Below are 16,872 nucleotides of genomic sequence, written 5' to 3'. Positions count from 1 at the left end.
TCCAGCGGATGCGGATCAGGCTTCGGCGAGGCTCTTGAGCCGGCGGATGACTTTTTCGCGGGCGGTTGCGGAGCGGCAGATGATGAGGACGGTGTCCTCGCCGCCGATGGTGCCGATGATCTCGGGCCATTCTTCGGCGTCGAGGGCTTCGCTGATCGGTTGGGCGCCGCTTCTCAGCGTGTGGAGCACAATGAGCTCGCCGACGCCGTCGATGTGGGTGAAGAAATGGGGGAGGAGCGCATCGAGGCGCGGGGAGTCGTCTTCGGCGGCGGTGGCGACTGCGTAGCGCGCACCGCCATCGGGTAAGGGGACTCGCGCGATGCGGAGCTCGCGGAGATCGCGCGAGAGCGTGGACTGGGTGACGTCCCAGCCGCGATGCAGGAGGAGCTTTCGCAGCTCTTCCTGGCTCTCCACCGGGCGTCCGTCGATGAGCTCGCGGATCGTGGCTTGTCGGTCGCGCTTGTTGGCCATGCCGGAGGATACAGCCGACCGGGCCGTGGCGGCCAGGCTTCGGGCGATCTTCTCCAGGCGCGCGGCGGCATTGACAGCACGCGGATGCGTGTTTATGCATAGCTTGTGCATAAAGTCTCTGTGGGTGTCCTGGGCGCGAGCGGGTACGCGGGGCGCGAGTTGTGTGCGCTTCTCGGGCGGCATCCGTGCGCCGAGTTGGTGTTCGCGAGCGCGAACGAGCAGCGCGGGTCGACGGCGCGGTGTGGAACGCAGCTGGTGACCTTTCTGGCGCACGACGACGCGCCGTTGGACCGGGCGCAGCTGATCTTCAGCGCGCTGCCGCACGGCGCATCTCGGCGCTGGGTGGAAGCGGCGCAAGCGGCCGGGGCGAAGGTGGTGGATCTGTCGGCGGATCTGCGCCCGGGCAGCGCGGGCGGCGCGATGACGGTGCCGTACGGCCTAACGGAGCTGGCGCGCGATCAGGTGCGGGCGGCGCAGGTGGTCGCCAACCCGGGCTGCTATGCCACCGCCGTGCTGCTCGGCGTGTTGCCGCTGCTGGTGCGGGGGCTCATCGCGCCGGGCGGCTGCGTGAGCGTGGCGGCGGCGAGCGGCGTGACGGGCGCGGGCATCACGCCGCGCCAGGACCTGATGTTCGCCGAAGTGAACGGCGACTACCGCCCCTATGCGTTAGGCAACACGCACCGGCATCTGGCCGAGATGCGCGCCGTGATGCGGGCGCTGGGCTGCGACGCCGACCTGGTGTTCACACCGCACCTCTTACCGGTATCGCGCGGGATTCTGGCGACCATCACCGTGCCGTTAGCCGAGTCGCTGTCGAATCCGCTCGACCTGTGGCGGGCGCAATTCGCCGGCGAGCCGTTCGTGGACATCACGGATGCGGTGCCGGCGCTGCGCGACGTAGTGCATCGAAACGTCGCCAGCATCACGGTGCATCCGGCGGCGGATGTGCGTCGTCCCACGCTGATCGTCGTGGCGGCCATCGACAATCTGGTGAAGGGTGCGGCCGGGCAGGCGCTGCAGAACGGGAATCTGCTGGCGGGGCTCGACGAAGCGATGGGGTTGCCGGCGTGATGCGCGTGATCAAGTTCGGCGGCCGTGCACAGGACGATGCGCGGCTGCCGGCGGCGGTGCATGCGGCGTGGTTCGCGGGTCCCGGTGCGATGTGCATCGTGCACGGCGGCGGCGATCAGGTGTCGGCGCTGCAGCGCGCGCTCGGCGCGCCGGCGGCGTTCGTGCGCGGCCGGCGCGTGACGCGCGAGGCGGACATCCAGATCATTCGGATGGCGCTGTCGGGCGGGGTGAACAAGGATCTCGTCGCCCGCCTAACGGCGGCGGCGGTGCCGGCGATCGGCATGTCGGGCGAGGATGCGGGGTTGTTAGGCGCGCGGCGCATTGCCGGCGCGGAGCTCGGGCACGTGGGCGAGCCGGCATGGGTGGACGCCGCGGTGCTGCGCCATCTGCTCGCGGGGGCGTATCTGCCCGTCGTGTCGCCGTTGGCGCGCGATCTCGACGCGCGCCCGGGTGCAGCCGGCGCGCTCAACGTGAACGGCGATGATGCGGCGGCGGCAATCGCCGTGGCGCTCGAAGCCGACGAGTTGCTGTTCGTGTCCGATGTGCCCGGTGTGCGGGCGAACGGCATGGTAGTGCCGCAGCTCGATGCCGATGAGGCGGCGGCGGCGATTTCCGATGGGACCGCGACCGGCGGTATGGTCGCGAAACTCAGCGCCGGGCTCGCGGCGGTCGAACGCGGTGTGTCGCGCGTTCGCATCGGCGATCTCGATGCGCTTCTCGATCCGGCGCGAGGTACGGTGCTCGCGCCAACACGGAGCCTGGTGTGACCGCACTTCCCCTCTCTGCTCAGAGCTTGACGCCGGAGGCAGTTCCGGCGGTCGTGCCCGAGGCGTTGCTCGGGCTGTACAAGCGTCCGCCCATGGAGCTCGTGCGCGGTTCGGGCGTACGCGTCTTCGACGCGGATGATCGCTCGTACCTCGACTTCACGAGCGGCATCGGCGTCAACGCGTTAGGCTATGGCGACGACGGCATCGCGCAGACGATGGTCGAGGCGGCGGGCACCGGGCTGCTGCACACGTCGAATCTCTTTCACACGCGGCCGGCGGCGCGTCTGGCGGCGGAGCTGGTGCGCTTGTCGTCGCTGGATCGCGCGTTCTTCTGCAATTCGGGAGCTGAGGCGAACGAGGGCGCCTTCAAGTTTGCGCGTCGTTGGGCGCGCGAGGTTGGCGGTGCGGCGAAGCACGAAATTCTGGCGCTGCGGGGGGCGTTTCACGGCCGGCTCTTCGCGACGCTCGCGGCCACCGACCGGCCGAAGTATCGCGCGCCGTTCCGTCCGTTAGCCGGCGGTGTGTCGGTGGTGGAGCGCGATCTCAAGACGCTCGAGACGGTGTTGGATGGCGAGCGTGTGGCGGCGCTGGTGCTCGAGGTCGTGCAGGGCGAGGGCGGTGTCCGGGTGCTCGACGCCGGCTATCTGCGCGAGGTACGCGCGTTGACGCGCGCGCGTCGCGTGGCGCTCGTGTGCGACGAGATTCAATGCGGGTTGGGCCGGACGGGATGGATGTTCGCATATCAGCGCGCCGGCATCGTGCCGGATCTCGTGACGCTGGCCAAACCGCTGGCCGGCGGGCTGCCGATGGGCGCGGTGCTGATGACATCGGAGGTCGCGGGGGCGATCCGGCCGGGCGATCACGGGACGACGTTCGGCGGCGGCCCGTTCGTCGCGTCGGTGGCGCTGCACGTGCTGGAGCGGTTGACCGATCCCGACCTGCTGTCGCACGTGACGGAGACCGGCACCTGGTTAGGCGGGGAGCTCGCGGCACTGGCCGCGCGGTGCGGTCGTGTGCGCGCGGTGCGCGGCATCGGATTCATGTGGGGCCTGGACGTGATGCGGCCGGCGGCGGAGACGGTGCATGCCGCGCTCGAGGCGGGATTGCTCGTGTGTTCCGCCGGCGAATTCACCGTGCGGCTGCTCCCGCCGCTCGTCGCGACGCGGGCGGAGCTCGAGGAGGGCTTGTCGATCCTCGAGTCGGCGTTGCAATGAGCGACATGTATCACGTGCGGGCCGCAGGCGTGGCCGATGTGTCGGGGATTGCGGCGTTGGTCAACGGGTACGCGGCACAGGCGGTGATGCTGCCGAGGACCGCGGAGTCGATCGCACTGGCGCTGGATGATTTCGTCGTCGCCGCCGATAGCCGCGGTCGCGTCGTGGCCTGCGGCGCGCTCAAGCAGTACTCGCCTTCGTTAGGCGAGGTCGCGTCGGTGGCTGTCTCGCCGGAGGCGCACGGGCGCGGTGTCGGCCGCGCGATCGTCGCGGCGGTGGAGCGGCTGGCGCGGATTCGGGGCGTCGAGGAGGTCTTCGCGCTCACGCTCACGCCCACCTTCTTCGAGGCGGTAGGGTACGGCGTGGATGATCGCGCCCGGTACCCGGAGAAGCTGCAGCGCGACTGCGCGGCGTGTGCGCGTCGTGCCGGGTGCAAAGAAATCTGCGTCTCGCGGACGCTGGCGGCTGAGGTCATCGACGCAGCGGCGTGAGACGCCGGTACGCTTCAGCTCGCCGGCGGTGCAGCCAGGGTCCAGATCGAGGGCGTCTTCCCGGCGCGCCGCTCCGGCTCGCCGGTGACGCGTGCGCCCCCTCGCGTGTCTAACGGACAAGGTCGAGCCGCCGATGCAGCGGAGGCGCGCAACTTGCCGCCGAGGGCAGGCGGCTTGTGACCTGAGCGCCGCCGCTCGTGTATCAGACATCGAGCTCGACTCAACCGGAGCATCCACGTGAACACATCGTCGCCAGCGCTCGCTGTGATCGTTGCCCTCATCATGATCGCGCCCGTGTCGCATGGACAGATCTCGAGTCCGCTTGGATTCGGAGTGGTGGGTGGCACCACATCTCCGTCAGGACCGCTCAGAGATGTCGCGACCTCCGGTTGGCATGCCGGCGCGTTTCTCGAGCTCAAGCTGCCCGTGATACCGATCGGCTTTCGCTTGGAGGGCACGTATCATCAGTTGGGCAGCAAGCACATCCTCGGCACGGATGACAGTCCACGAGTGCTTGCCGGCACCGTGGATGCGACATACACGCTGCTTCCGCTGCCGATCATCAAACCGTATCTGATCGCCGGGGTCGGGCAATACAACGTGCGATCGTTTCGGGATCCGGTCCCGATCGACTGCGCTGCTGAGCCCTGCGAGGTGACCCGGAGTGCGTTCGGCGTGAACGCCGGCGCGGGCGTTCGCGTGGAGCTGGCCGGTTTCGCGGCGTTCGTCGAGGCGAGGTGGCACGACGCGTACACCAGCGGAAAGCACGCGCAGATGGTACCCATTAGCGTCGGCCTTCGCTTCTAGCGGGGCGCGCGACTTGCGCGGCGCGGCTTCGCTGGTGAGGGTTGGAGACGCAGCGGTGCGACCGGGGCGACGACAAACGGTCGCGATGCACAAGCATTTTCAAGGGGGCGTTGCATGAGACGCATGGTGTGGAGTGTGATCGCGGCCGTTACGTCACTCGCGTTCGCCGTGCCGGCATCGGCGCAGTTGGCGTCGAGTCCTGCTCGATTCGGGATCGTGGGCGGTGGCACCTTTCCGCTCGGCACTCTGTCCAATGCGTCCGCGAGCGGTTGGCATGCGGGTGCGTTCGTGGATCTCGGACTTCCGTTGGTGCCGCTCGGGTTCCGGGTGGAAGGCGTGTGGCATCAGTTAGGCACGAAGACGACTACCATCGCCACCCCTGATGGGCTGGGGACGTCGTCGGAGAAGGCGCGTGTGGTCGCCGTGACGCTGAATGCGACGTATGCCTTCGGGCCGCAGCCGGTGATCAAACCATACGTCATCGGCGGTGTGGGTGGATACAACGTGAAGTTCGAGCCAGCCGGCGCCGACTCGTTTTCCGAGACGCGCTTCGGCATCAACCTTGGAGCCGGCTTGCGCGTGCAGCTCACGGGATTCTCGACGTTCGCCGAGATTCGCTGGCACGACATCTTCACGACCGGGAGCAGCGTGCAGATGCTGCCCGTCAGCGTCGGCGTCACGTTCTAACGGAAGTTCGTATGGGCCGGGACGGACCGCGCCCAGGCAGCGCACTGGCGGCGCTGGACGAGGCGCGGTTCGGGCCCGGCCGGACCTTGAACCTGCGGGCGGTGCTGCCGACGCCGAGCCAGGCGACAGCGCGCGCGGAGTCGTGGCTCAGGCAGAAGCAGGTGGAGCGCGCCGGGGAAGTGTTGGTGATCACGGGGCGCGGGAACCGGAGCGTCGCCGGGGTGTCGGTGGTGCGACAGGCAATTCTCGCGCTGTTGCGCACCCTGCGTCGGCGCGGCGTGGTGGACGCGGTGCGCGAGCACACGCCCGGTTCGTTCGTGGTCGCGTTGGCGCCGCTCTCATCGCTGCGATCGGCGCCGGCTCGGCGAAAGGATCCCGCACCGGAGCTCGCGACAGATCCCCGAGTGCTGTCGGGCCTCACGCGCGAGACGCGAAAGCTCCTTCGCTCGGTGGCGCTGCGCTCGCTGGAAGCGCTCGGCGTGCGAGATCCGGACGTGTTTGTCGAGCGGGAGATGGTGGCGCAGCTCTCGCATCTCGGCGCGACGGTGCGCGCGGGGCCGATGCGAGAAGAGCGACTGAGAAACGCGCTGGAAGTGCTGCTCGACGAAATGGAACATCGTTAGCCCGACTATGGCTGGCGCGTGGCGGTGGTTAAGTTCCGCCGTCCACGCGGCACTGCGATGATCCCTGCCCTGCGCGAGCGTTCGTGACCGGTTTCCTGCAATTCGCGCTGATCACGTTTACGTCGGTGCTGTTCATCGTCGATCCGATCGCGGTGATCCCGACGTATTTGGTGATCACGCGGAATGAGACGCCGGCGCAGCGCCGCACGACGGCAAGGCGCGCGACGATCGCGGCGGCCCTGCTCATGATCGTGTTTGGCATTGCGGGCCGTCTCATTTTTCGGCTGTTCGGCATCACGCTTCCGGCGTTTCGCATCGCGGGCGGACTCATTCTGTGGTACGTGGCGATGGACATGCTGCGCGGACAACGCAGCACGCAGGAGAGCCGCGCCGAAATCGAGGAGGGGGCCGAGAAGGAAGACGTCGCGCTGACGCCGCTGGCGATGCCGATGCTGGCGGGACCGGGCGCGATCTCCACGGTGATGGTTCTCTCGAGCCAAGCGCGGACGGTTGCGGAAGCGGTGGTGGTGTACGGGTCCGTCGTGCTGACCGCGGCGCTTTCCTGGGCCGCGCTTCGGTTAGGCGAGCGCCTGGTGGTCGGGCTCGGACAGACGGGCATCCGCGTCATGACGCGCATCATGGGCCTGTTGCTGGCTGCGGTCGCGGTGCAGTTCGTGGTGACGGGGGCGCGCGACGCATTTCTGAGCCACGGTTAGTCATCGCGGCTCGCGGCTCGCGGGACAGGGCGGGGGGCGGGCGCAGGACACTTGCCAACGCCCGCGCCCATGGGCAACGTTCCGCGCGCAACATGCGTAGGCGATCGAAGGCATTCGGCGGCATCCTCTCTGCACTCCAACATCATGCGTGTTCATCTAAAGGTCGCATTGGCGGCGTTCGCTGTCGTTGTCCGTGTCGGCGGCGTCTACGGACAACAGACATCGCTGCCGGGCTACACGCCGGCGGAGGCGCAGCGGGAGCGAGCGCTGGAAGCGAGTACCACGCCGCGTCCGGACAGCGCGCAGGCGCGCGCCGATTCGCGCACACTGTCGAGCGATGTGCACGTGGCCGGCACGCCGGCGCAGGCGCGGACACGCGATTTCGTGATCGACGCGATGAAGCGCTGGGGACTCGAGACCAACGTGCGCGCCTACGACGTCTGGATGCCGCACACCACGCTCATGGAAGCGTGGCGCATCGCGCCGGATACGCTGCCGCTGAGGTTGGCGGAAGGGCCGGTGCCTGAGGACACCACGTCGTGGACGGTGAAGGAGCCGGTGATCGCCAACGGCTACAGCGGGACCGGCGACGTCTCGGCCCAGGTGGTGTACGTGAACTACGGGTTGATCGAGGACTACGCGCAGCTCGATTCGTTAGGCGTGTCGGTGAAGGGCAAGATCGCCATCGCGCGCTACGGCCGCTCGTACCGCGGCATCAAGGCGCGCGAGGCGGAGAAGCATGGCGCGATCGGACTGATCATCTACAGCGATCCTGCGGACGACGGCTACGCGCGCGGGGACGTCTATCCGTTGGGCCCGATGCGGAATCCCAACGGGGTGCAGCGGGGGAGCATTCTGAATCCAGATGGTGATCCGACCACGCCGGGATACGCGAGCAAACCGGGCGTGCACCGTGTCCCCCTCGACTCGATCGAGATCTCGCACATTCCGGTCATTCCGATGTCGTACGGCAACGCGGCCAAGCTGCTCGAGGGACTGCGCGGCCACGAGATCCCGCAGGGCTGGCAAGGAGGGTTGCCGTTCCGCTATCACGCTGGACCGGGGCCGGTGGCCGCGCGTCTCATCGTGCGCAGCGACACGGCGACGGCGGCGATCAAAACGATTTGGGACACGTTCGGCATCGTGCGCGGCAGCGAGTTTCCCGATGAAATCGTGATGATCGGCGGCCACCGCGACGCGTGGGGGCCGGGCGCCGCGGACAACGTCAGCGGAACCGTGAGTGTGATGGAGGCGGCGCGCGCGGTGGCCGAGGCAGTGCGTGCAGGCTACAAGCCGAAGCGCACGATCGTGTTCGCGACGTGGGATGCGGAAGAATGGGGTCTGTTAGGCTCGACGGAATACGTCGAGGACGACTCGCTGCGACTGTTGCACGGCGGGGTCGCGTACTTCAATCAGGACGTTGCGGCACAGGGATCTGCATTCGGCGGCGGCGGCTCTCCGTCGATTCGTTCGACGCTGCGCGATGTGGTGAGTCACATCCCGGATCCGAGCGGCGCCGGCTCGATCTACGACGTGTGGCGGAAGCGCACGAACACGCCGGACACGGCCCAACCGCGCATGAGCGATCCTGGCGGCGGCAGCGATTTCGCCGGATTCTACAATCACTTTGGAATCCCGATTGCCGAATGGGGATTCGGCGGTGCGGGCGGCGTCTATCACTCGCTCTACGACTCGTACCACTGGATGTCGAAATTTGGTGATCCGACGTTCGGCTACCACGCCGCGGCGGCGCGGGTAGGCGCGGCAATGGTGGAGCGCTTCGCGGACGCGGACATCCTGCCGTACGACTACGTCGAGTATGCGCGAACGATGCGTGCCTATGTTCCGCGCGTCGACTCAGCGGCGAAGGCGAGCGGTTGGACGCTGGACACGAGCGCGCTCTCGGCGGCGATCAGCCGAATGGAGCAGGCGGCGACCGCGTTCAATGGTGCGCGCGATTCGGTGCTCGCGCACGGCGCGCCGTCGCGCGACGTGGATGTGCGCACGAACGCGGCGTTGATGCGCGTCGAGCGTGCGTTCACGCGTCCATCGGGTTTGCGCACGCGTCCGTGGTTCCGCAACCTGATCTACGCGGCGGACGAGGACAATGGCTACGCCAACATGGTGTTCCCATCGGTGAACGAAGCGATTCGCGCCGGGGATCATGACCTCGCGGCGCGGGAGCTCGCGGATCTGGTGACGCGGTTCGATGCCGCGACGCATGCGATCGACGATGCGGCCGCCGCGGTCAGCGGCCGCGCCAAGCGTTAGGAACTGGCGCGCTGGCGGGCGGGCGGCGCTTCAGCAGACGGTGGGTGACGCGGGTGAGTGATCCGGCGGCGCCGTCCGCATCTTGCCGGGAAGTGGCGGCGGTGCGGGCACGAGCGGCGGGGGCGCAAACCCAGGCCGGTCGGTCGAGAGCGGGATGACGGGCCCGGTCGGCGTCCTGGGCCGCGGCCGCGTGGAGTAGGTAGTCGGCGGATAGACGAGCGGCGCTCGCTCGCGGCGTTTGGCGAGCGCGCGGTGCGCGGCGAAAGCCCGCGGAATCGCGCGGGCGCCGGCGTCACGAATCGCGGGCGGTGCCGCGACGGTGGCGGCGCGTGCTGCGTTAGGCATCGCGGAGTGTTCCGGCGGCTCGACCTCCGCACGCCCGGCTTCGATCACCTGCGGGGTGGTGTCCGGAGGCCGGAGATCGACTGTGATGCCCGGGTCGAGCACCGGCCCGGCAGCGCGCGGCGGCTCGAGCGCGATGAGCGTGGCGCGCGCGCCGCGCACCAAACCCGCGCAGGCACAGCCGGCCGCGAGCGACACGTCGATGAGTGCGTGCTGGCGCGTCAGGAGACGCTGCGCGAGATCGACGAGAAACTCCTCGCCATCGAGCTCGACGAGCGCGCGGCGCGGGTCCTGCGCGGCGAGGCGGTCGGCCGACGGCGCGCCGCCGGGCAGCGACCAGTAGCGCCGTCGATCGGGCGGAAGGACGGCGTCGAAGAACTCCGGCAAGTCGGCGAGCACGATGCCGCGCTCGCCTAACGCGTCGAGGAACTCGGATGGCTCGAGGCGCGCGTCGATGCTCGGATCATCGGCGGCGGGACACGCGCCGACGTACGTGATGCGGAGGTCGCGATGGGCGAACGCCGCGCGGAGATATCGTGCCGCGGCGACCGGCGGCGCGGCCAGCGCGATCATGTGCGGGAGGAGCTCCGATCCGGCGCGCGTTAGGCGATCGACCACGTGCGGGCACGACGACAGGATGGCGGCATCGAGCTTGTGCGCTTCGAGGAACCTGAGGCAGCCCTCGGCCACCAGCTCGTCGCCCCAGGTGGCCGGAAAGGCCAGGTCGTAGCCTAACGCGCGGCAGGCGTGTGCTAACTGGACCGATGTCGCCGGCAGCGCCGCGAGCACGGCGTCGGCGCCGAGGATCACAACCGATGCGGGGCTGGCTTCGGAGGCTTGGCGGCGCGACATTGGTTGAATGGTCTGCGAGAAATTAGGTGTGTCTAATATTCGCTCGTTCAGTTCGCTGCGCCAAGCCACGGCCCGTTCATTGCGGACTCGGGACGTCACGGCGCGTTGCGCCGATGCTGCAGTAGCATTGGCGTGGGCGGAGCGTGACTACCAGATCAGAGCTGTGAGCGACGTGGCGGCTGTACACATGAAAGAAATCACACGTTTGTCGCGTGAGCAACGGGAAGCGATCGCCAAGTACGGCGCTCGCACGTTTTGGCCCGCTGGGTTCGCGATCTACGAGCAGGGGGCGTTGGCGGACGGCGTATTCATCGTCGTGCGCGGCCAGGTTGCGCTCAGAAATCCGGTGGCGTCTGGTCGGAGCTTCGTGCCGTGGGTGGCGACACCGGGCGAGACGTTCGGTGGCGAAGGGTTGGAGTCGGACGCGCACTACGCGAGTCAAGCGCGTGCGGAAGACGAGACGGAGACGTTGCACCTGAGCACCGCGCGGTTCAGCGCGCTCATGCGCGAGCAGCCGGTGCATGCGTTAGCTCTGGTGCGACAGTTGATGGCCGAGCGCACCGAGATCCTCGACAAATTCGGCCAGTATGCGACGCTGACGGTGGAGCAGCGTCTGGTTGCCGCGCTGGTGCGTATGGCACAGAGCCGCGACACGCCGGTGGACGCGATCGCGCAGGAGAGCATCGTCGTGTCGCGGCGTCTGTTGGGCGAGCTGGTCGGCGCGACGCGCGAATCGATCTCGCTGGTGTTAGGCAGGCTGTCGTCTGAAGGGCTCATCCAGCGGGCGGGGAACGGTCTGGTGATCGCCGATCTGGACGGGCTCGTGGGCCGGATGTCGCGGCAGGGCGCCGTCCGTTCGACGATCGCGCTCTACGATGAACGCGCAGCCAGCGGGGCGGACATCAGGGAGTGATCCCGTACGTCCTGCTCGCGATCGTGATCCTGGCCGCCCTTGCGCGCGCTGCGTCGCGGCGGCGTGTCGAGCGCGCGGTGGCCGCGCGGCTTCCGTTAGGCGCTGGCGGAATCATTCCCGGCGCGGGCCCGATCGACCTGCCGGTGCCCGGTGCGCGCGACGCGGTGCTCCTCATTCACGGCTTCGGCGATTCGCCGGACACGCTGCGCTTTCTCGCCGCCGATCTCCACGCCCGCGGGTTCCCGGTGTATGCGCCGCTCCTCCCGGGACACGGCCGCACGCTGGAAGCGTTCAGAACCTCGGCCGGTGGATCCTGGCTGAACGCGGCCCGCGACGCGTATGCGAACGTCGCGTCGCGGTACGAGCGGATCGGCGTCGTGGGGCTCTCCATGGGCGGCGCGCTCGCGGTGCTCGTCGTGGCGGACCAGCCGCAGGTGGGGGCCGTGGCGCTGCTCGCGCCGTACATCATCCCGCCGCGCAGCCTCCGATGGTTCGCGCGCGGGGCGGCGGCGGCCGGTGTGGTGATGCCCTACGTGGGCCGCGGCGTGAGCAACCCGCGGTCGATTCGCGATCCGGACGAGCGCGCGCATTCGTTAGGCTACGGCGCGTCCACGCCCCGGCTGCTGGCCGAGCTCGAGGCGCTGGCGACGGAAGCGCGCGGCGCGCTGGGCCGGCTGCGGGCGCCGACGCTCTACGTCCAATCGCGCGAGGACAATCGCCTAACGCAGGCCGCGGCCGAGGCCACCTTCGCCGCGATCGGCGCTCCGGTAAAGCGCCTGGAGTGGGTGACCGGCAGCGGCCACGTGATCACCGTCGATTACGCCCGCGGGCGCGTCGGCGAGCTGGTGACGTCGTGGATGGCCGGGTATCTGCGCGCAGGGTCCAGCGCGGAGCTGCGGTCCTAACGCAAAATCACTGGCTGGCGTCGAGTCGCTCGGCGCTCTCCCAGGCCAGGCGAAGGTCCGCATCGGTTGCCGCCGATTTCAGATCTTCGGCGACGACGGCGCGGCGGAGGTGCCCGCGGTCGTCGCGAAAAAACGCGAAGAGCCTGCGCTCGCGCTCGCTTCCGCGCCGCATCAGTTGGGCGCGCTCGTGTTGAAACTCGACCGTCCAGAGCGCGCCGTCGGGCATGCGCACGTGTCGCGCGGGCTGTGATACGTCGGCCATGTGCGGAGGATGCGGCTCCGGCGCGGCCATATCAACGCCGTGACCGCGGCCGGTGCGTCCGATATATTAGCCGCTCGACCGTTCACTTCAGCAAGCGAGGAGATGTGCGCACCATGACTTTGTCACTGATCGCGCTCGCGTTTCTGGCGACGGCGTGCGCGAAGTCGAGCGATGCCAGCAAGGCCGGCGATTCCACGAGCACGCCCGCGGCAAGCGCTGCGGCCGATACCTCAAAGGCGGGCATGTCCGGTATGGCGGATTCGGACAAGGCGGCGCCGGGCTCCGGTGTTCCGGCTGGATTCCAGGCGATGACGGATCATGCGGATGCCAGCATGTCCAACGCGAAGTACACGGCGAACGGGGACAAGTGGGAAGTGCAGACCGGACCCGCGCACATCCTCTACGCTGCCAAGGACACCGGCTCGGGCATCTACGCGGTGACCGGGACGATTCAGCAGCTCGAGAAGCCCAAGCACCCGGAGGCCTACGGCATTTTCTTCGGCGGCCAGCATCTGGATGACCGCGCCCAACAGACGTACGGGTATTTCCTGGTGCGCGGGACGGGTCAGTTCCTGATCAAGCGCCGAGATGGTGCGAAGACGACGTCGGTAGTGGACTGGACCTCCAATCCGAACGTCCCCAAGGAAGATGCGTCAGGGAAGGCGACTTACACCCTCAAGGTGCACTTCGCGAAAGACACCGCACACTTCTTGGTGAACGACAAGCTGGTGGATGCGATCCCACGCAGCAAACTGCCCACCGAGGGCATCGCAGGCTTGCGGATCAACCACAACTTGCACGTGCTGGTGTCGCCGGTGACGATCGAACGGTAGGCGGCGAGGGGTGCGTGGGCGGCGGGGCCGCTCACGCGCCGCGAGCCGGGACGCGCCTGGTCTCGCCTAACGACAGGATCCAGAGGCGTGCAGCATCGAATCCCGAACCGCCCCAGGCCGCTTGCGCGCGCCGGGGCGGTTCGTCGACTGGTTCATCGGCGAGCGTGAAGGCGCCCCAGTGCACGGCGAGCGCGACGGGCGGCGGGCGGTCCGGATGCACCGCTGCAATGTCGGCGTGCGCGCGAACGGCTTCTTCCGGGTTCACGTGCACGGGCCGCATGAACCAGCGAGGCTCGTACGCCCCGATCGGCAGGACGCACAGGTCGAAGGGCCCTTCGCGCCGCGCGATCTCGCCGAACTCCGGATGGTACGCGGTGTCGCCGGCAAAGTAGATCGAATGCGCGCCGGCCCGGAGCGTGAAGCCACACCACAGCGATTGCATGCGATTGAACGGCGTCCGTCCGCTGCCGTGCTGCGCGGGCACGCACGCGATGCGCACGCCGGCGTCATCGACGGCGTGCCACCAGTCCAGCTCGGCGACCGCGCGCGCCCCCCAGCGCCTAACGTATCGCGCGACGCCGAGGGGCACGAACCAGCGGGCGGCGGGGTGGCGGCGCACGAGGGCGCGCACCGAGGCGGCGTCGAGGTGGTCGTAGTGGTTGTGCGAGACGAGGACGATGTCGATCGGCGGCAGCGCGTCGAGCGGCAGTCCCGGTTCTGTTAGGCGCGCCGGGCCGGCCCAGCGCACCGGCGACGCGCGCCGGCTCCACATCGGGTCGGTGAGCACGTTGAGGGTCCCGACCTGGAGCAGTACGGTGGAATGGCCGATCCAGGTCGCGGCGAGCGTGTCCGGCGCGCCGCGCGGCGCGTCGATGGCCGGCGGCACCCGGCTCGGCAGCACCGGCGCCGGCCGCGGTCCCGTGCCGCGCGTGCGCCGCCACCGCAGCACGTCGCGGAAGGTGGGCGGCTCTGCGTTAGCCCACGGATTTCTGAAGCGGCCGTCGGGCGCAACGTGCGGCGATGGGTCCGACGGCACGCGTCCGGGCGACGCGTCAGCCACGTCGTGCGGCAGCGAGATTCTCGTGCAGGTGACGAACCGACTTCGTCCCGACGAGCGCTGCCGTGACCATGGGCAGCGAGCGCACGAACCCGATGGCTCGCTGGGCGTCGGTCGAAAATCCGGGCAGCGCCTCGTGCACCGTAGCCGGCAAATGGTGCGCGAGCTTGCCCTGCAGGAGCGACGCGCTGGCGATGACGGCCACGCCCAACTCCGCGGCCGCCTCCAATACCGGCACGGTATGCGCGCCTAACTGTTGCGTCGGCAGCCGCACCGCTTCGGTGAGCGCGAGGTTGAGCGGAAGCTGGACGGCGGCGAAGTGGTGGCGGTCGCCGCAGATGTCGCGGGCGATGGACACGAGGTCGGCGAGATTGAGGTGTCCGCGCGAACCGGGCGCCGCACGCAGGCCGTTCCAGGTGGCGCAGCCATAGGCGCCGATCGCGCCCGCGTCGCACTGCTGTTCAAGCATCTCGAACGCCGCACGAAGACGCGTCGCCAGTTCGGCGGCGGTGATTGCGTCGAGCTGCTGTTCCGGATTGTGCACGTAGTACAGATCGATCGTGTCGACGCCGAGGTTCGTGCGGCTGCGCTCGATCTGTGCGGCGAGAAACGTCGGCGCGATGCAGTGGGCGCCGCCGACGACATCTTCGGGGCGCGCCAGGCCGGTGGCGAAGTACTCGCGCTCGACGTACGCCTGATATTCCTCGCGGCTGGGCGGGGGCACGTCGTCCAGCGGAATGTAGCCGCCCTTGGTGCACACGACGATTTCGTCGCGCGCAGTAGTGTCTTCCCGAACAGCACGCGAAAGCGCGCGACTCACGGCGCGCTCGGATCGCTGGCAGCGGTAGTTGATGGCCGTGTCGATGAGCGACACGCCGGACGCGATGGCGACGTGCGCCGATTCGGCGTAGTCGCGATCGTCGTCTGCGGTGCAGTCGCCGAGGTAGGTGCCGAGCCCGATGGAGGAGACGCGGAGTTGGGCGGCGGTGAACGGGCGGAAGTAGTCGGCCGCGAACCGCGCTGTGTGACGTTCGGCGAATCGCGACGTGCCGGCTGCGGTCGCGCGCCCCGCGATGGCAGCGCCCGGCGGGCGCGAAGGCGCCGGTCGGCGCGGGCTTTTGGTCACAGTTCGACGCTACGCTGTGTCGGGCATGGCGGCAAGAAGGCCGGAGGCGTTACGGGAGGTGCGCTCACGAGTCGAGTGATGGCGGCCGGAGTCAGCTGGTTCGAATATTGGCAGTCAGCGCCGCAGCGCTTACATTCCCCAAGGAGTTCCGGCCTCCGCCGGTTTCCACGCGGGCCGGATCGACGCCGTCCCGTCTGTCGCACGAAGCGACATCGTCACAACTCCTCAGCCGGAGTGCCGAGAAGCATGCCAGGGTTCGCGGCTTTGGCTTCCCATTGGTGGAAGCCCGTTCTCTTTATCATCCTCGCGGGTCACATCACGAACGTGTGTGTGACTCTCTTTCTGCACCGTTCGCAGACGCATCGCGGCGTGACGTTCAGCAAGGTCGCTGAAGTGCCCATGCGAATCTGGCTGTGGCTTTCGACGTCGATCGTGACGAAGGAGTGGGTCGCTTGCCATCGCAAGCACCACGCATTCGCCGATCGCGAAGGCGATCCCCACAGTCCGCTGCTCGAAGGACTGCGCAATATCATCATCAAGGGCGCCTTTTACTATCGGACGGCCGTCAAACAGCCCGGGATGCTCGAGAAGTACGGCAAGGGCACGACCAACGACTGGCTCGAGCGGCACGTGCTCGCGCGGCTCCCGTGGTTGGGCATCGTGTTGATGCTCGGCATCGATATCTATCTGTTCGGATTCTTCATTGGACCGTTGGTGTGGGGCGTCCAGATGCTGTGGATTCCGTTCTGGGCGGCAGGCATCATCAATGGCGTCGGTCACGCGTTGGGCTATCGCAACTTCAACGTGAAGGACGAGAGCCGAAACATCTCGCCGATCGCCATCTGGTTGGGCGGCGAAGAGCTGCACAACAACCACCACGCGGATCCGCATTCGGCGAAGTTCAAGGCGCGGTGGTACGAGTTCGACGTGGGCTGGGCATATATTCGCGTGCTCCAGGCGCTGCGGCTGGCGAAAGTCACGTACGCGCGCACCTAGCGGTCCCGGACGGCACGTCGCTGGAGCGAGCGTTCCTCGAGAGGGCACGTCGCCGACAAGAATCGGCTATCTTTCCCAAGACTCTCTCGAGGCACTGATCAATGGACATCACGTGCACCCGCTGTGGCAGCACGCGCGCGGGGGGCGGTTTCGAGCGTCCGCCGTTCCCGGGCGCCATCGGCACGCGCATTCAGGCTGAGATCTGCACCGAATGTTGGGCGCAATGGCTGAAGCAGCAGACCATGCTGATCAACCACTACGGATTGAATCTCATGGATCCGCAGGCTCGCACCTTCCTGACGCGCAACATGGAAGGTTTTCTGTTCAAAAGCGGCGCGCAGCAGTCCGTGGACACGAGCAAGCAAGGAACGATCGCTTGGTGATCGCGCGGCGCGGGCGGGCGGCGTGGGCGGTGATCGCTTTCGCGTGCGCCGCTTGCGCTACGGCCAAGCCCGCGCCGGGCACGCT

Annotated in this window: 19 protein-coding genes; 14 read left to right on the top strand and 5 right to left on the bottom strand. The window is 68.4% G+C overall.

Features of this window, described 5'->3' with window-relative positions; translation table 11 throughout:
* Nucleotides 1-15: 15 nt before the first annotated feature.
* Nucleotides 16-471 carry a hypothetical protein gene (locus VFW04_17275; GenBank protein ID HEX5181087.1) on the bottom strand — a complete coding sequence of 152 codons (456 nt, stop codon included), beginning with the start codon at nt 469-471 and terminating at the stop codon, nt 16-18.
* A 105-nt stretch (nt 472-576) separates the two neighbouring features.
* Here VFW04_17275 and argC point away from each other — a divergent pair, with 105 nt between their 5' ends.
* From argC to VFW04_17230, 9 genes are all read left to right on the top strand, one after another.
* Nucleotides 577-1,542, top strand: coding sequence for an N-acetyl-gamma-glutamyl-phosphate reductase (gene argC, locus VFW04_17270; protein HEX5181086.1), 966 nt, complete (start codon nt 577-579; stop codon nt 1,540-1,542).
* Nucleotides 1,542-2,309: an acetylglutamate kinase gene (argB, locus tag VFW04_17265; GenBank protein ID HEX5181085.1), complete on the top strand. Its 768-nt coding sequence runs from the start codon at nt 1,542-1,544 to the stop codon at nt 2,307-2,309. The genes argC and argB overlap by 1 nt, the downstream gene beginning before the upstream one ends.
* The gene (locus VFW04_17260; GenBank protein ID HEX5181084.1) at nt 2,306-3,523 is read left to right on the top strand and encodes an acetylornithine transaminase; all 1,218 of its coding nucleotides are present in this window, start codon (nt 2,306-2,308) and stop codon (nt 3,521-3,523) included. The genes argB and VFW04_17260 overlap by 4 nt, the downstream gene beginning before the upstream one ends.
* Complete coding sequence (locus VFW04_17255; protein HEX5181083.1) at nt 3,520-4,014, top strand: GNAT family N-acetyltransferase; 495 nt, start codon at nt 3,520-3,522, stop codon at nt 4,012-4,014. The genes VFW04_17260 and VFW04_17255 overlap by 4 nt, the downstream gene beginning before the upstream one ends.
* 237 nt (nt 4,015-4,251) lie before the next feature.
* Nucleotides 4,252-4,821, top strand: coding sequence for an outer membrane beta-barrel protein (locus tag VFW04_17250; protein ID HEX5181082.1), 570 nt, complete (start codon nt 4,252-4,254; stop codon nt 4,819-4,821).
* Between the two features lie 114 nt (nt 4,822-4,935).
* On the top strand, nt 4,936-5,508 hold the full coding sequence (locus tag VFW04_17245) for a porin family protein (GenBank protein ID HEX5181081.1): 573 nt from the start codon (nt 4,936-4,938) through the stop codon (nt 5,506-5,508).
* Between the two features lie 11 nt (nt 5,509-5,519).
* Complete coding sequence (locus VFW04_17240; GenBank protein HEX5181080.1) at nt 5,520-6,131, top strand: hypothetical protein; 612 nt, start codon at nt 5,520-5,522, stop codon at nt 6,129-6,131.
* Between the two features lie 83 nt (nt 6,132-6,214).
* Entirely contained in the window at nt 6,215-6,847 is a 633-nt protein-coding gene (locus tag VFW04_17235; protein ID HEX5181079.1) for a MarC family protein, read from the top strand.
* Between the two features lie 144 nt (nt 6,848-6,991).
* A complete protein-coding gene (locus tag VFW04_17230) occupies nt 6,992-9,118 on the top strand; it encodes a M20/M25/M40 family metallo-hydrolase (protein HEX5181078.1) in 2,127 nt (708 codons plus the stop codon).
* Nucleotides 9,119-9,148: 30 nt separating this feature from the next.
* On the opposite strand, the gene VFW04_17225 is transcribed toward VFW04_17230, so the two are convergent.
* A complete protein-coding gene (locus tag VFW04_17225; protein ID HEX5181077.1) occupies nt 9,149-10,312 on the bottom strand; it encodes a [Fe-Fe] hydrogenase large subunit C-terminal domain-containing protein in 1,164 nt (387 codons plus the stop codon).
* A 187-nt stretch (nt 10,313-10,499) separates the two neighbouring features.
* On the opposite strand from VFW04_17225, the gene VFW04_17220 reads away from it, so the two are divergent.
* A complete protein-coding gene (locus VFW04_17220) occupies nt 10,500-11,225 on the top strand; it encodes a Crp/Fnr family transcriptional regulator (GenBank protein HEX5181076.1) in 726 nt (241 codons plus the stop codon).
* On the top strand, nt 11,222-12,130 hold the full coding sequence (locus VFW04_17215; GenBank protein ID HEX5181075.1) for an alpha/beta fold hydrolase: 909 nt from the start codon (nt 11,222-11,224) through the stop codon (nt 12,128-12,130). The genes VFW04_17220 and VFW04_17215 overlap by 4 nt, the downstream gene beginning before the upstream one ends.
* A 7-nt stretch (nt 12,131-12,137) precedes the next feature.
* On the opposite strand, the gene VFW04_17210 is transcribed toward VFW04_17215, so the two are convergent.
* Nucleotides 12,138-12,392 (bottom strand): hypothetical protein, encoded by a 255-nt coding sequence (locus tag VFW04_17210; GenBank protein ID HEX5181074.1) that lies wholly within the window; start codon nt 12,390-12,392, stop codon nt 12,138-12,140.
* Nucleotides 12,393-12,505: 113 nt separating this feature from the next.
* Between VFW04_17210 and VFW04_17205 the strand changes: the two genes are divergently transcribed.
* Entirely contained in the window at nt 12,506-13,225 is a 720-nt protein-coding gene (locus tag VFW04_17205) for a hypothetical protein (GenBank protein ID HEX5181073.1), read from the top strand.
* A gap of 31 nt (nt 13,226-13,256) precedes the next feature.
* Here the strand turns inward: VFW04_17205 and VFW04_17200 are convergent, their stop codons facing one another.
* Nucleotides 13,257-14,285 (bottom strand): MBL fold metallo-hydrolase, encoded by a 1,029-nt coding sequence (locus VFW04_17200; GenBank protein ID HEX5181072.1) that lies wholly within the window; start codon nt 14,283-14,285, stop codon nt 13,257-13,259.
* Nucleotides 14,278-15,408: an aldo/keto reductase gene (locus VFW04_17195; GenBank protein HEX5181071.1), complete on the bottom strand. Its 1,131-nt coding sequence runs from the start codon at nt 15,406-15,408 to the stop codon at nt 14,278-14,280. The genes VFW04_17200 and VFW04_17195 overlap by 8 nt, the downstream gene beginning before the upstream one ends.
* A 330-nt stretch (nt 15,409-15,738) precedes the next feature.
* Here VFW04_17195 and VFW04_17190 point away from each other — a divergent pair, with 330 nt between their 5' ends.
* Both VFW04_17190 and VFW04_17185 read left to right on the top strand, forming a co-directional pair.
* Entirely contained in the window at nt 15,739-16,404 is a 666-nt protein-coding gene (locus VFW04_17190; GenBank protein ID HEX5181070.1) for a fatty acid desaturase, read from the top strand.
* Between the two features lie 101 nt (nt 16,405-16,505).
* Entirely contained in the window at nt 16,506-16,787 is a 282-nt protein-coding gene (locus tag VFW04_17185) for an oxidative damage protection protein (GenBank protein ID HEX5181069.1), read from the top strand.
* Nucleotides 16,788-16,872: the final 85 nt, after the last annotated feature.

Source organism: Gemmatimonadaceae bacterium, from assembly GCA_036273715.1.
Lineage (GTDB): Bacteria > Gemmatimonadota > Gemmatimonadetes > Gemmatimonadales > Gemmatimonadaceae > JADGGM01.
The sequence above is the reverse complement of the archived record's forward strand: the minus strand, read 5'-3'. Positions and strand labels throughout refer to the sequence as shown.

What these genes read in the sequence shown, in the direction of transcription:
- VFW04_17210 (HEX5181074.1), bottom strand. Translation starts at nt 12,392, where the DNA reads ATGGCCGACGTATCACAGCCCGCGCGACACGTGCGCATGCCCGACGGC.
- VFW04_17225 (HEX5181077.1), bottom strand. Translation starts at nt 10,312, where the DNA reads ATGTCGCGCCGCCAAGCCTCCGAAGCCAGCCCCGCATCGGTTGTGATC.
- VFW04_17245 (HEX5181081.1), top strand. Translation starts at nt 4,936, where the DNA reads ATGAGACGCATGGTGTGGAGTGTGATCGCGGCCGTTACGTCACTCGCG.
- VFW04_17275 (HEX5181087.1), bottom strand. Translation starts at nt 471, where the DNA reads ATGGCCAACAAGCGCGACCGACAAGCCACGATCCGCGAGCTCATCGAC.
- VFW04_17230 (HEX5181078.1), top strand. Translation starts at nt 6,992, where the DNA reads ATGCGTGTTCATCTAAAGGTCGCATTGGCGGCGTTCGCTGTCGTTGTC.
- argB (HEX5181085.1), top strand. Translation starts at nt 1,542, where the DNA reads ATGCGCGTGATCAAGTTCGGCGGCCGTGCACAGGACGATGCGCGGCTG.
- VFW04_17205 (HEX5181073.1), top strand. Translation starts at nt 12,506, where the DNA reads ATGACTTTGTCACTGATCGCGCTCGCGTTTCTGGCGACGGCGTGCGCG.
- VFW04_17255 (HEX5181083.1), top strand. Translation starts at nt 3,520, where the DNA reads ATGAGCGACATGTATCACGTGCGGGCCGCAGGCGTGGCCGATGTGTCG.
- VFW04_17220 (HEX5181076.1), top strand. Translation starts at nt 10,500, where the DNA reads ATGAAAGAAATCACACGTTTGTCGCGTGAGCAACGGGAAGCGATCGCC.
- VFW04_17240 (HEX5181080.1), top strand. Translation starts at nt 5,520, where the DNA reads ATGGGCCGGGACGGACCGCGCCCAGGCAGCGCACTGGCGGCGCTGGAC.
- VFW04_17185 (HEX5181069.1), top strand. Translation starts at nt 16,506, where the DNA reads ATGGACATCACGTGCACCCGCTGTGGCAGCACGCGCGCGGGGGGCGGT.